Annotated in this window: 12 protein-coding genes; 1 reads left to right on the plus strand and 11 read right to left on the minus strand. The window is 59.2% G+C overall.

Going from position 1 to position 13,292, the window contains the following annotated elements; translation table 11 throughout:
• Positions 1-120 precede the first annotated feature (120 nt).
• From aspS to zapA, 11 genes are all read right to left on the minus strand, one after another.
• Positions 121-1,917 carry an aspartate--tRNA ligase gene (gene aspS / locus ACLM7Z_RS02955; RefSeq protein ID WP_087016664.1) on the minus strand — a complete coding sequence of 599 codons (1,797 nt, stop codon included), beginning with the start codon at positions 1,915-1,917 and terminating at the stop codon, positions 121-123.
• Between the two features lie 135 nt (positions 1,918-2,052).
• Positions 2,053-3,318, minus strand: a complete 1,266-nt coding sequence (gene hisS, locus ACLM7Z_RS02960) for a histidine--tRNA ligase (protein WP_087016666.1) — start codon at positions 3,316-3,318, stop codon at positions 2,053-2,055.
• A 107-nt stretch (positions 3,319-3,425) separates the two neighbouring features.
• Positions 3,426-3,836 (minus strand): methylglyoxal synthase, encoded by a 411-nt coding sequence (mgsA, locus tag ACLM7Z_RS02965; RefSeq protein ID WP_087016668.1) that lies wholly within the window; start codon positions 3,834-3,836, stop codon positions 3,426-3,428.
• Between the two features lie 76 nt (positions 3,837-3,912).
• Positions 3,913-4,662: a septum site-determining protein MinD gene (minD, locus tag ACLM7Z_RS02970; protein ID WP_435645572.1), complete on the minus strand. Its 750-nt coding sequence runs from the start codon at positions 4,660-4,662 to the stop codon at positions 3,913-3,915.
• 142 nt (positions 4,663-4,804) lie between these two features.
• A complete protein-coding gene (locus ACLM7Z_RS02975) occupies positions 4,805-6,874 on the minus strand; it encodes a penicillin-binding transpeptidase domain-containing protein (RefSeq protein WP_435645573.1) in 2,070 nt (689 codons plus the stop codon).
• Positions 6,875-6,889: 15 nt separating this feature from the next.
• Entirely contained in the window at positions 6,890-7,420 is a 531-nt protein-coding gene (gene mreD / locus ACLM7Z_RS02980) for a rod shape-determining protein MreD (protein WP_087016674.1), read from the minus strand.
• A 12-nt stretch (positions 7,421-7,432) separates the two neighbouring features.
• Positions 7,433-8,290: a rod shape-determining protein MreC gene (gene mreC, locus ACLM7Z_RS02985; protein WP_273350528.1), complete on the minus strand. Its 858-nt coding sequence runs from the start codon at positions 8,288-8,290 to the stop codon at positions 7,433-7,435.
• Positions 8,291-8,893 (minus strand): Maf family protein, encoded by a 603-nt coding sequence (locus tag ACLM7Z_RS02990; protein ID WP_435645574.1) that lies wholly within the window; start codon positions 8,891-8,893, stop codon positions 8,291-8,293. It abuts the gene before it with no gap.
• 16 nt (positions 8,894-8,909) lie between these two features.
• A complete protein-coding gene (gene dut / locus ACLM7Z_RS02995; protein ID WP_435645575.1) occupies positions 8,910-9,362 on the minus strand; it encodes a dUTP diphosphatase in 453 nt (150 codons plus the stop codon).
• 5 nt (positions 9,363-9,367) lie between these two features.
• Positions 9,368-11,464, minus strand: coding sequence for a DUF3656 domain-containing U32 family peptidase (locus tag ACLM7Z_RS03000; RefSeq protein ID WP_435645576.1), 2,097 nt, complete (start codon positions 11,462-11,464; stop codon positions 9,368-9,370).
• A gap of 14 nt (positions 11,465-11,478) precedes the next feature.
• Entirely contained in the window at positions 11,479-12,189 is a 711-nt protein-coding gene (zapA, locus tag ACLM7Z_RS03005; protein ID WP_087016684.1) for a cell division protein ZapA, read from the minus strand.
• A 287-nt stretch (positions 12,190-12,476) separates the two neighbouring features.
• Here zapA and proB point away from each other — a divergent pair, with 287 nt between their 5' ends.
• The gene (gene proB, locus ACLM7Z_RS03010; RefSeq protein WP_087016979.1) at positions 12,477-13,280 is read left to right on the plus strand and encodes a glutamate 5-kinase; all 804 of its coding nucleotides are present in this window, start codon (positions 12,477-12,479) and stop codon (positions 13,278-13,280) included.
• The last annotated feature ends 12 nt before the right edge of the window (positions 13,281-13,292 follow it).

Consider the following 13,292-nt stretch of genomic DNA (forward strand, 5'->3'; position numbering starts at 1 on the left):
GTCAATTGGAATGAACAAAGCGTGAACAATTCAGCAACAGTTCGGTTACAGAATAGGCAGAAAGCCTCTGTTTCCGCAGAAACAGAGGCTTTTTTTATCACATTTGTTCAATTGAAGGTTTTACTTTTCAACTTCGGTAACAGCCAGGTGCAGCTCATCCAGCTGCTTCTGGTCGACCTCGGACGGGCATGCCGTCATCAGCTCAGAAGCGTTCTGTACCTTCGGGAACGCGATGACGTCGCGGATGGAATCCAGACCTGCCAGCAGCATGCACAGGCGGTCGAGGCCATACGCAAGGCCGCCGTGCGGAGGTGCACCGTACTTGAACGCAGTCAGCAGATGACCGAAGCGCGCCTCTGCATCCTCATCCGTGAAGCCGAGTGCACGGAACATGCGCGCCTGTGTCTCGGTCGAATGGATACGGATCGAGCCGCCGCCCAGCTCACAGCCGTTCAGGATGATATCATATGCTTTTGCACGAACCTTTGCCGGATCGCTCTCGAGGATGTCCAGATCCTCGTCCATCGGCGCGGTGAACGGATGATGCATGGCGACATAGCGGTTTTCTTCCTCGCTGTACTCGAACTGCGGGAATTCAACAACCCACAGCAGCTTGTAATCGTGCGGATCGATGACACCAAGGCGTTTTGCCAGCTCACAGCGCAGCGCACCCAGTGCGGTCACTGCGGTCTGCCAGTCGCTGTCTGCGACGACAAACAGGATGTCGCCATCCTTTGCGCCGGCGCGCTGCTTGATTGCCTCTACCTCGTCCTCAGAGAGGAACTTGGCAAACGAGGAAGTCATCTTGCCGTCACCTGCGAGCTTCATCCAGGCCAGACCCTTTGCGCGGTAGGTCTTGACGAAGTCCTGTAATTTGTCGATTTCCTTGCGCGGGAACTTGTCCGCGGCGCCGTTGATGTTAATCAGGCGAACTGTGCCGCCCGCTTCTACTGCACCGCTGAATACCTTGAACGAGCAATCCTTTGCAATGTCGGAAATATCCTGAATTTCGTAGCCAAAGCGCAGATCCGGCTTGTCCGAACCGTATTTGTCCATGGCATCCTTCCACTTCATGCGCGGCAGCGGGAGCTGGATATCGACATCCAAAACTTCCTTGAACACGCGCTGGAGGAAGCCCTCGTTGACTGCAATGACATCGTCCTGCTCGACGAACGACATTTCGAGGTCGATCTGGGTGAACTCCGGCTGACGGTCGGCGCGAAGGTCTTCATCGCGGAAGCAGCGGGTAATCTGCATATAGCGGTCAACACCGGACAGCATGAGCAGCTGCTTGTACTGCTGCGGAGACTGCGGCAGCGCATAGAACTTGCCCGGATGCACGCGGGATGGTACGAGGTAATCGCGCGCGCCCTCCGGCGTGGACTTCTGAAGCATCGGGGTTTCGATTTCGAGGAAGCCCTGCTCATCGAAGTAATTGCGGGCAATCTGCGTGACGCGGTGGCGCAGCGCGAGATTGTTCTGCATGGACGGACGGCGCAGGTCGAGATACCGGTACTTCAGGCGCAGCTGATCGTTGACCTCTTTGTCATCGGAAATCTCAAACGGCGTTGTCTCGGATTTGGACAGCACGCGGATATCCGTGACAACGATTTCAATCTCGCCGGTCGGCATCTTTTTGTTGACGGCGCGTTCGTCGCGGCGGACAACCTTGCCCTTGATGGCGAGCACGTACTCGGTGCGCACGCCGAAGGCGATATCAAACAGGTCTGCATTGACCGATTTGTCAAACGTACACTGCACAATGCCGGTGCGGTCACGCAGCAGCAGAAACAGGACACCGCCGTTGTCGCGGGTGCGGTCGCACCAGCCGTTGACGATGACTTCCCTGCCGTCGTCAGCTGCACGCAGTTCGCCGCACCATGCGGTGCGCTTCATGCCGTGAATGGATGTATTCATAATAACCTCCCCGGAGCACCGGCGCTCTGCGACTGCCCATGCTCCATATCTTAAATTCATTGTGGTTCGCGCAGCGCCAAAGACTCTCTCCTCTGAGAGAGCTGTCTGCGCAGCAGGCGGAAAGCGGGCGTTTGTTTACGCCATGACGACGGCGGCGATGGCTTCCGCATCAAGTGCAGTCTCCGTCTGCTCGCCGGTCTCCATGTTCTTGACCTTCAGCATGCCCGCTTCCAGCTCGCCGTCGCCGATGACAGCGGAGAAGCGCGCGCCGATGCGATCTGCATGCTTCATCTGTGCGCGCAGACCGCGTCCGACCAGGTCACGCTCCGTCGAAACGCCGAGCTGACGCAGGTCGTAGACCAGCTTTTCGACCGGACGGTCTGCCGCGTCGCCGAGCGGTGCCAGATAGATATCCACCTTCGGCGGCTCCGGGAACGGTGCGCCGACGGCTTCCATGACCATAATCAGGCGTTCCAGACCGCAGCCGAAGCCCATGCCCGGAGTCGGCTGGCCGCCCAACTGGGAAATCAGGCCGTCATATCGTCCGCCGCCGCAGATCGTGCCCTGTGCGCCGATGTTGCTGGAAACAAACTCAAAGACCGTCTTGGTATAGTAATCCAGACCGCGGACAATGCCGGTGTCGATTTCATACTGAATGCCCATATCGTCGAGATAAGCCTTGACCTTCTCGAAGTGTTCGCGGCAATCGTCACACAGGTAATCCAGTGCGACCGGTGCGCCCTCGGCAACCTTCTTGCACGATTCATGCTTGCAGTCGAGAATGCGCATCGGGTTGCGGTCCAGGCGGTCGAGGCAGTCCTCACACAGCTGATCCTTGCGCGCTTCGAGATATTCCTTCAGCGCCGCATAATACTTCGGGCGGCACTCCGGACATCCAATGGAGTTGATGTGCGCGACGACCTCTGTGATGCCGAGGCGCTTGAGTGCGGTATCCGCGAGCGAGATGATCTCGGCATCGGTCGCCGGCGTCGGTGCGCCGAATACCTCCACGCCAAACTGATGGTGCTCGCGCAGGCGTCCCTTCTGGACGTTCTCATATCGGTAATTCGGGACGATGTAATAGCCCTTGAACGGCAGTCCCTTTGCGTACAGGGAATTTTCCAGATACGCGCGGACAGTGGATGCCGTGCCCTCCGGGCGCAGCGTGACCGAACGGCCGCCCTTGTCGTTGAAGGTATACATTTCCTTCTGTACGACGTCGGTCGTGTCGCCAATGCCGCGGTTGAACAGCTCGGTGTGCTCAAAATTCGGGAAACGGATCTCCTCGAAGCCGTACTGCATCGCAATCGTGCGCAGCACACCCTCCACATAATGCCATTTATATACCTCGGACGGCACGATATCCTTCGTGCCCTTGGGGGCCTTGATAAGCTCTGCCATAAAATCGGTAGTTCCTTTCGTCAGTAGTACTCTCTATGTTTCTGCCGCGAACAAAACGGACGCGACGAAAAACAGGCGGTTGGAAACCGCCTGATTATCTGTGATGGTTATCGCTTCGGCTTGGGGTTGACAATATCGCGCCAGTCGAGGTCGCCGCGATCCAAACCGAGAACCAGCATCTCCGCGGTTGCCACGTTCGTCGCAATCGGGATGTTATGCATATCGCACAGCCGCACGAGCGAGTGGAGATCAGGCTCGTATTCGGTATTGGAGTTCGGGTCGCGGAAAAACAGCACCATGTCGATTTCGTTGTACGATACACGGGCACTGATCTGCTGCTCGCCGCCCTGCATACCTGCCAGATACTTCTCAATGTTCAGCCCGGTGGCGTCCGCAACCAGCTTGCCTGTTGTACCGGTAGCACACAGCCGGTGCTTGGATAAAATGCCACAGTATGCCATACAAAACTGAACCATCAGTTCCTTCTTCTTGTCATGAGCGATCAATGCGATGTTCACGACTCAGACACCTTCTTTCCTAAACAATGCGATTCCTAGTCTATACATAAAATGGTTCTTATCGTTTTTTCCCGCATTACAGGCGCATGAGCGGAGTGTCCTCTCCGTCCAGACGCCGCGCGATATTGCGGTATGCATGCGCCGCACTGCGCGCCTTTTCCGACGCAATCGGCACGCCCTTCCCGGCGCTCACCGATACCTCTTCGTCCTCCGGCACGATGCCCAGCAGGCACAGCCCGGTGGCATCCATCGCGTCATCGACCGTGCCGATGGCGCCGCGGCGGATCAGACGGCGGCGGATGCGGTTGACGACAAGGCGCACATTGGGCACGCCGTCATCCTCCAGCACGCGCGCCATGCGTTCGGCGCCGCGCAGACTGCCCTCGCCGCCGCAGGTGATGACAATCGCCTCACTCGCGACTGCGGCGAACGCATGAAACTCCTCCGCCAGTCCGGCGGGGCCGTCGATCAGAATGTAGTCAAAGCCGACATCCTGCGCCTGCTCTGCGAGCCTGCGCATGCCGTCTGCGGTGAGCGCGCCGGACGAAAGCGGTTCCGCCGGTGCGGTCAGCAGGAAAAGCCGTTCCAGCGAGGGGTGGCGTGCCGCCGCTTCCATGAGCGGGATCATGCCGGACGCCACATCAGCAAAGCTGAATACCACGCGGTCACTCATGCCGAGCACGATATCCAGATTGCGGAGGCCGGAATCCCCGTCAATCACGAGAACCTGATGTTCCCGCGCCGCCAGCGCCGCGCCGAGGCCGGCTGCCAGCGAGGTTTTGCCCGTTCCTCCTTTGCCGGATGCAATGATAATGATCTTCGTCATAACTCCTCCTGCCAATTAAAAAAATTATATACCAATTCCCAGTTTTACACAAGTGTTTCTGTTATCTTTTTTCACATTCGTTACAAATGCGGCGGGGCGAAACGGAAAAAATCCGTCAGAGTGCCCCAAAGCTGCACACCTGTCAGGCGATGACATCGTAATTGCCGGTATCGTCGCTGACGGAATCCGAACCGCTGCGCGAATAGAAATACGCATTGTAGATATCGCGCACGACAGGTGCGACATTGTTGCCCGAATCGCCGCCCTCAATGACGACGCAGATCGCAATCTGCGGGTCGTCATATGGTGCATACGAAATAAAGATACCGTTGTCGCGCTCGGTGCCGGTGACCTGGGCGGTACCCGACTTGCCCGCGACCTTGATCGGGTAATTCTGGAACACGCTCGCGGCGGTGCCGTCTTCGCCGGTTACCTTCGCCATGCCTTCGTGTACCAGCTCCCAGGTGCTGTCCTTCGCCTCAATCTTGCTGCGCACACGGCTCTCCTTGGTGTAGACGGTTTCGGAATAGTCATATGCCTTGACCGAGCGCAGCAGATGTGCCTCATACTGCGTGCCGCTGGTCGCAATGGCCGCGCAATAGTTCGCCAGCTGCAACGGCGTAAATGCATTGTCGCCCTGTCCGATGGCTGCCTGAATCGTGTCGCCGCCCGACCAGTCGCGCAGCGACGGATCGTTTTCCTGTGCGGCAGCGCGTGCGGTCGGTCCCGCAACGCGGCCCTTCTTTTCGCCCGAAAGCTCCAGGCCGGTGTAATCGCCGAAGCCGAACTGCTTTGCATAGCTCTCCAGCTTGTCGCCGCCGAGCAGCCGTCCGGTCTCAAAGAAGAAATAGTTACACGAATCCTGAATGGCTCCGGTGACATCCTCCCAGCCATGTCCATGGCCGGTCGAAGAATAAATCCAGCAACGCGGCTGGTAGCCCTTGAAATAGGTGTACACGCCCTCGTCATAGATCCTGGTATCCGCGTCAATGACGCCTTCCTCCAGGCCGGCGACCGCCGTGCAGATTTTATAAGTCGAGCCGGGCGCATACGTGCCTGCAATCGAGCGGTTGAGCAGCGGTGTCAGCTCGTCCTGACTCAGCTCGTTGTAATCCTCGTTGAAGGTCTCCAGATTGTAGGTTGGATAGTTCGCCAGCGCGAGAATTTCGCCGTTGGTGACGTCGATGGCAACCGCTGCACCGCCGCGTGCGCCGCTGATGCTGCGGCACTGGCTGGCCAGCGACTCCTCCGCCACCTTTTGCAGGTTGATATCCAGTGTCAGCACGACGTTGTTGCCCGACTGTGCCTCCACGGTTTCATTCTCGCTGACGACATTGCCGCGCGAGTCGGTCTCAATCGTCCGCTCACCGTCCGTACCGCGCAGATATTCCTCAAACGCCTGCTCCGCACCGGTCTTGCCGACCTTTGCGTTCATCGAGTATCCTTCTTCTTTGTATTTGTCCCAGTCCTCCGCAAAAATCGGGCCGACATAGCCGAGGATGTTTGCGGCATATTCCGTCTGGACATCGCGCTCCGCGCGTGTATCGACCTCGACACCGGGATAATCCTCATGCTGTTCGCTGATCTTTGCGACCAGATCCATCGAGATGTTGCTCGCGAGGCTGAAGGCGTTGTACATGGAGAACTGCTCCTGATCCATCTGATAGCGCACGCCGACAATTTTGCGTGCGTCCGTCATGCCGGTCTCTGCGGGAATTTCATATCTTTCGCGCAGTGCCGTCATCACGGCATCCGCACTCATATCGGTATCCCAGCCTTCATTTGCGCAGAATTTCTGCATGCTGGTGTAATCGGACGAATCGGTGTCCTTGGTATACGTATATGCGCCATAGCGCCCGGAGGAAATCGGCAGCGTATCGTTCAGCTCCGCGTCCTCATCTGCTTCAATCATGTTCACCAGCTGCAGAATTTTATCGTTCTGCCCGTCCTTTTCCCAGAATGCATACGTAATGCGCAGGCCGTAAACCGTCGTGTTTGTGACCAGCGTCTCGCCGTTGCGGTCGAGGATATCGCCGCGCGAGGCGGCAGAGGTACTGGTATAAGTAAACAGGTGGTTTGCCTGATCCGCGTATTCATCGCCGTGGATGATCTGGAGGGAAAACAGGTTCGCCACAACGATCAGTCCGCAGACGACACAACCGCCCACCAGCACGGCCAGGCGGTGCATCTGCTGTTTTTTGTGAAGATCCATTGCTCTCTCCTTCCATCAGGCATCCGGCGGCAGCACAGCCGCCTTCGGCTTCTTTCTGCCGCTGACTGCGCGCACGACGACCAGCACGAGCGGGCTGAACACCACTGCGAGCAGTGCCTGCAATACCATATCGCGCGCAAATGCCAAGATGCCGGTGCTGCCGAACTGAAAATCAAACAGATAGCGCAGCACAGCGAGCAGCGTAATGGTGCACACCGAGCACAGCATGGTGCCGCGGATCTCGCGCCCGCGGAACTGCCCGCGGAAAAAGCCGCAGGCAATGCCGCAGATCATATAATACAGCGGGTACATGCCCTCAATGCCCGCACCGGAAACGTCATAGAGCACGCCGGCGGCAAGCCCGCACGCCAGTCCTGCGCCCGGACCCATCACAATGCCAGCCGCTGCGACAATCAACGGCAGCAGATCAATGTGCACACCGAAAATCGAAATGCGCAGTCCAAGACTGGTCTGCACGACATAGGCCAGCGCGAGCAACACAATGCACAGTGCCGTGCGCAAGCCGACAGACAGTTTCTGATTCATGCCGCGCCCTCCTTATTCACCGGTGACGGTTGTCTCGGTGATGATATACACGCGTGTGAGCGAGGAGATATCGACCAGCGGCTGAATAATTGCATAATTGGACATGCCGTCGCTCTCGGTCTGGATGCTCTCGACCGTGCCGATGCCCAGCCCCTTGGGGAACAGACCGCCCGAACCGGAGGTCTGCACCGTATCGCCGACGACGACATCCGCATCGCGGCTGAGATAGCTGACCTTCAGCTTGCCGTCGGTCATCAGCTGGTAATCGCCCTGTGCGACCGCAATCTCACCCGTGCGCACAAGGCGCGCACCTGCGGACATATTGCTGTCGAGGATGGTTGTGACCTGAGCGGAATGCTCGGTCAGGCTGCTGACATAGCCGACCATGCCCTGTGCGGTCACAACGCTGTCATTTTTCTCCAGTCCGTCCGCACTGCCCGCATCGATGGTGAGCACGCTCGACCACTCGTCCAGCGTGCGGCCGATGACCTCCGCTGCGGCATAGGTGAACTCGGTGTTGCGCTCCGCAACGCCCAGCATCTCGCGCAGGTCTTTGTTTTCATTGACTGCCGCCTGTGCGTCCTCCAGCTGTCCGGTCAGCTCCGCGACCTGCTGTTTGAGCGATTCATTTTCCGCCACCAGCTCGTCATATTTAAAATATTTATTGTATGTATCCGCCACATGCACGGCGGTGTGCGTAATGGCGCGCTGTGCCGGCAGCAGTGCCGTGCCGACTGCGCGCGTCACGATGCTACCCTCTCCGGACACGCCGGTATAGACCGACAGCACCACACAGACGACCGCCGCGATCACTGCCGCGGGAAAGCATCTGGCATGGACGATTTTATTCCAGATTTTTCGCAAGTCCACTCAACCTTTCTGCGTATTTACGTTTGTACCGCCGCACACCTGTCGCAGCATTTCGCTCAACAGGCAGATGGGAAGCCCCATCACGCCGTAATAGTCCCCGCGGATGCCGGAAATAAACAGGCCGCCCGCGCCCTGAATGCCATAGGCCCCCGCCTTGTCCAGCGGTTCGCCCGAGGCGGCATAGGCCTCCGCCTCTCCGTCATGCAGCGTGCGGAAGGTCACATCGGTCACAGATACCTCCGCACATTCGGCGTCTGCGGTTTTGACACAGACCGCCGTCATCACCTGATGCGTCCGCCCGGACAGCATCCGCAGCATGCGCACCGCGTCCGCTTCGTCCTGCGGCTTGCCCAGTATGGTGCCGTCGCATACGACGATGGTGTCCGCCGCAATGACCAGCGCGCCGGGTTCCGCCTGCGCGGACACCGCACGCGCCTTGCGCTGTGCCAGCTGCCGCACGTTTTCCTCCGGCGTACTGTCGGGCGACAGCCTTTCATCCACATCCGCCGGGCAGACAATAAAGTCCGGCGTGATGCGCGCCAACAGCTCGCGCCTGCGCGGCGACTGCGACGCCAGTATAATCGGATGATACTGTGGTATCATCAATGCTGTTCCTCCTTTATCGTCCGGTTGAACCGAAGCCGCCCGCACCGCGCGCAGTTTCGCCCAACTCCTGCACTTCTTCCGCCGCAAACGGCACAACAGGCAGGATGCACAGCTGTGCAATGCGTTCGCCCGGCTCTATGGTATATTCCGTGTCGGACAGATTGACCAGCCCGACGCACAGTTCGCCGCGGTAATCGCTGTCAATCACGCCGACGCCGTTGGACAGTGTCAGCCCATGCCGGATTCCCAGCCCGCTGCGCGCAAATACAAACGCGCCATAGCCTGCATCCGGCAGCTCGATGGCAAGCCCGGTCGGAATGACCGTGCGCCCCATCGGCGGTACAGTCACCGCCTCATCCATATTGGCACACAGGTCTGCGCCTGCCGCGCCTTCGGTTGCCCGGCGCGGCAGCGCGGGCAGGCGTCCCTGCGGCGACGCGATGCGCCGGAACTTCACGGTTATCATCAGTATTATTCCACTCCTCTGCGATATAATCCCCGTGTGAGCTGCACGCCGAAGTCCGGCGTTTCACCTGCCAGCACTGCGCGCGCGATGCGCGCCGCCTGCGCCGGGGATTCATCGGTAAACAACAGCCGGGCATATGTGATGCCGGTCTGCCGGTATTCATCGGGTTCCAGATACAGCGGCTGCGAATTATACAGGCTGGTGCGGCAGTGCTCCTCGCGGAACACAGGAAATTTTGCGCCGCGCCGGTCGGTCAGGTAATATGCGCCGTCCGCGCATTTGCCCGTACCGTCGCGCTTGCAGCCGCCCTCGCGCCCTGCAATCATGCAATTTTCCGTCAGCATGAGCGGCAGCCTGCCGCAGACAATCAGCTCGGTTTCCAGCGGCTTGTGCAGGTCGCGCACCTGCGGCAGCCGCAGCTCAAACGACAGCGTCTGCCGTGCAACACCCATGCCGCGCAGCACCTCCAGCGCACCCGAATTGAACGCATTCAACCCGAAATCGCCGAACGCCTGCATGCCGAGTGCGCGCACCGGGACAATCTGCCCGATGGTGCCGCACAGCGCCGCCGTGCAGCCGATCGCCTTGCATTCCTCCAGCTGTTCGAGCACCTGTTTCTGCTCTCTGTCCCATATGATGCGCGGCAAAACGGGAACCAGCATACAGCCGCGCGCCAGCAGCTGCGCTGCACGCGCTTTGTGCGCTGCGAGTTCATGCACGGGCACATAGTACGTCTGTACCGGCAGCTGTGCGAGTGCGTCTGTGAGCTGTTCCAGCTCACGCACCTGCACGGTATAGCCGGAAAAGCCGGTATCCAGGGTTTCAATTTCAACGGTCTCTGTATTTTCGCGCACCGGCGGTACCGTCGTGCGCATTTCCTCCAGCGCAGCGAGCGCCTGTCGGCGCAGGTCGTTGACCGTCTTCGCCGCGATGCGCAGGCCACCGTCCAGCTGCATATCAATCTGCTTTACGCTGAATATTGTGCCGCCTGTCTTGCGCAGGGATTTTTCAATATCTTCTGTTGTCGTCTCGCGTTTCTGTGCGCGTTCCGGAATCCCGGATGTCACCGTCACGGTATTCGCGCTGTCGTCCGCACGCAGCGTGACCGGCGCGCCCTCGTGTGCCGAAAAGGCAAACGACACTGCGGCACAGGGACGCTCCTGCCCTTCTGCAAAGGTGCGCGCCGCCGCATCATACAGCGGCGCAAGCCCCTTTTCCGGTGTCGGCGCGCGCATACCGAACATCGACGGACCGATATGGTCATCCAGATAGCCCTGTGTGAAGCCGTCGCGGGAAAACACCTTTTCCAGTGTGTCCAGCTCGTCCCGTGTCGGGGCACGGCCTTCATTCAGCACCGCCGCATAAATTTTTGTGACAATGGCGACATATTCCGGGCGCTTCATGCGTCCCTCGATTTTGAGCGAGGACACACCTGCTTCGCACAGCGCGCGCAGGCGCGGCAGCAGGCACAAATCCTTCAGGCTCATCGGATAGCGGTTTTTGCCGCCATAAGGCAGACGGCACGGCTGGGCACACATGCCGCGATTGCCGCTGCGCCGTCCGATGACGGCGGACAACTCGCACTGCCCGGAATAGCACATGCACAGCGCGCCGTGCACAAACACCTCGGTTTCCACACCGGCATGCGCCGTGATATACCGGATTTCCTCCAGCGGAAGCTCGCGCGACAGCACTACGCGCGAAAAGCCCAGCGCCTTCGCCGCCCGTGCGCCCGCGAGCGAATGCACGGTCAGCTGCGTCGAAGCGTGCAGCACTGCGTCAGGGAAATGTTCCCAGATGCAGCGCGCCGCACCCAGGTCCTGTACAATCAGCGCATCTGCGCCCGCCTCCAGCAGCAGGCGGACATCGCGCAGCAGCGCAGGGATTTCACGGTCGGAAATCAGCGTATTGACCGTGACATTGGTCTTGACGCCGTGCAGGCGGCAGTACGACAGCGCCTGCCGCATCTCGTCCGCGGTAAAATTTTTCGCACCGCGCCGCGCGTTAAAAGTTCCAAAGCCCAGATAGACTGCCGTTGCGCCGTTCTGTACGGCGGCGCGCACCGCGTCCATGGAGCCCGCCGGGGCAAGCAGCTCCGGCAAATGGGTCTGCTGCGTCACTTGAGCAAGCGCGACAGGCGGGAGCGCAGGTCATTGAGCTGGCGCTCCGTAGACGCCAGTTCCTTCTCCAGCTCCTCAATGCGGCGCTGCATCTTGTCGCATTCCGCCGCCTTTTCACGCACCTCACGCAGCTCGCGCTCGATGCGCTCCGCCTGCTCGAGGTCGGTCTGATGGCGCGTGTCCGCGTCATTCAGCTGCTGCTCCAGCTCGTTGACGCGGCGGGTGCGCGCTTCCGCCTCACCCAGTGCGGCCTGCATGCGCTTCTGTGTCTCGCCCAGCTTATCCTCCAGCTCGGCAATGCGCACCTTGTTCTTTTCCGCCGCTTCGACCTGCGCTTCCAGTTCGGCAATGCGGTCCTTGAACTGGTTGACCGATGCCATTTCTTCTGCGCGCTCCGCCGCGCTCTTCTCAAGGCTGCTGATTTCCTCGTGCGCATCCGCCAGCTCCTGTGTCAGGCTTTTGTTTTCCGTCAGATAACCGGAAATCTGCGTGCGCAGGTTTTCCGCGCCCTGCACGGCCTGTACATAGTTGTCCGCCATGTCACAGGCTGCCAGCATGAGCGCCTGCATCATGTTCGCACCGTTCTCCCGAATCTTGCACACGCGGTTGTCGACCAGCGCGGCAATCTTAGTCATATATTCCTCATCCTGCTCACCGGTCATCGTGAACCGGTTGCCTGCAATGACGACTTCGACTCTGTTTTTCATGAATCCCTGCCTCCAGTTGTCCGCTCTCACAGCCGCTGCCGCGGGCGGATTTCTTCATACACGGGTATTATATCACAGTCCCCGCTATTTTGTTAACAGTTTGTTGCAGAAACTGTGCTTTTTTTGCACGGAATGCGTAACAATTGCGTGCCGCGCCGCCGCTGTGTGCATCCTGCACAGAAAAACAAACAGAAAAGAAATTGTATCCGGCGCTTTTTCATGCTAAAATGAAAAACACAAACAAACGCTTCGCCGCAGCCGCGGCGCAAAAAGGAGACCCATATATTATGATGAATCTGAGCCAGGTGCGCCGCATCGTGGTCAAAGTCGGCACCTCGACGCTCACCTATCCGACTGGAAAGCTGAATATCCGCGGCATTGAACGCCTCGTCCGCTGCATTGCTGACCTGCACAACCGCGGTTACGATATGATGCTCGTTTCGTCCGGTGCCATCGGCGTCGGCGCATCCAAGCTCCGCCTGCCGGAGCGCCCCACCACGCTGCGCATGAAGCAGGCTGCCGCTGCGGTCGGCCAGTGCGAGCTGATGCATGTGTACGATAAAATCTTTGCAGAATACGGCATCTCTACCGCCCAGATTCTGCTCACCACCGACGATACAGAAGACGAACGCCGCCGCCTCAACGTGCACAATACATTTGACGCGCTGCTTGAAACCGGCGCACTGCCGATTGTCAATGAAAACGACACCGTCGCCGTCGAAGAAATCGAATTTGGCGACAACGACCGCCTTGCCGCCGTCGTCGCGCGCGTATCGCACGCCGATCTGCTGGTCATCCTGACCGATATGGACGGTCTGTTCGACGATAACCCGCGTGAAAATCCAGAGGCACGCCTCATCCCGGTTGTCCACAAAATCACCGATGACCTGCGCGGCATCGCGGGCGGCGCCGGAACGGAAAACGGCACCGGCGGCATGGCGACCAAGCTGGGCGCCGCTGAGCTGTGCATGGAGCGCGGCATTCCGATGTTCGTCATCAACGGTGCAAAGCCGGAAACACTGTACGAAATCACCCAGGGACGGCTCGCCGGAACACTGTTCCTGCCGCCCGAAGCCCCTGACAAGGACTGAGAAAGGATGGTA

Origin of the sequence: Butyricicoccus porcorum, from assembly GCF_051246315.1 — a bacterium.
In the GTDB taxonomy this organism is placed as follows: Bacteria; Bacillota; Clostridia; order Oscillospirales; family Butyricicoccaceae; genus Butyricicoccus_A; species Butyricicoccus_A porcorum.